This is a genomic window from Oleiphilus sp. HI0128, assembly GCF_001635365.1.
Genome location: NZ_LWGG01001008.1, coordinates 1 through 696 on the forward strand (window position 1 = coordinate 1; position 696 = coordinate 696).

At 41.7% G+C, this 696-nt stretch carries 1 protein-coding gene; it reads left to right on the top strand.

Going from position 1 to position 696, the window contains the following annotated elements; genetic code table 11:
* Nucleotides 1-644, top strand: a 644-nt coding sequence (locus A3763_RS17075) for a peptidylprolyl isomerase (RefSeq protein ID WP_156495142.1), incomplete at its 5' end; no start/stop codon positions are given.
* Between the last annotated feature and the right edge of the window lie 52 nt (nt 645-696).

Genomic DNA, 696 nt, shown 5'->3' on the forward strand with positions numbered 1-696 from the left:
CCATGAGAAATTCCAATCTATCCTTATTTAATAAATTTGTGTGCCATTTAACATTTATATCTTTGTGCTGTTTTGCGCTAGCAAGTCATGCAAAAGAAATGTATAGCAATACGACTCAAGCGACCATCACAACCAACTTTGGCATTATCGAGCTCGACCTTTTTAAAGACCGCGTTCCCGTAACCGTTGCGAACTTCATCCGTTACGCTAACGAAGGCTTTTATAACAACACTATCTTTCATCGCGTTATTCCCAACTTTATGGTTCAAGGTGGCGGTTTTGATCAAAAAATGAGACGAAAGCCCGTCTCTTCGCCCATTAAGAACGAAGCTAATTCTCTTATTCCTAATTTACGCGGCACTATCGCCATGGCACGAACGAACGACCCGCATTCTGCGACTTCTCAGTTCTTCATAAATGTTAAAGACAATATGCAGCTTAATAAATCCGGGCACAACGCGGGTTATGCCGTATTTGGCAAAGTAACTAAAGGACTCGAAATAGCCGATAAGATATCTAAGGTCGCCACCAAGTCTGATGGTTATATGCGAGACATTCCCGTAGACACAATAATCATTCAATCAATTACAATTACCGAACCGAGCTCCGAGCCTGAAAGTCCGGCACCCACAGCCAAGCAATAGCAAGCCATAAAATATGAATAGAGAAGTCGACAATTTTTCGGTAGCTAATCTT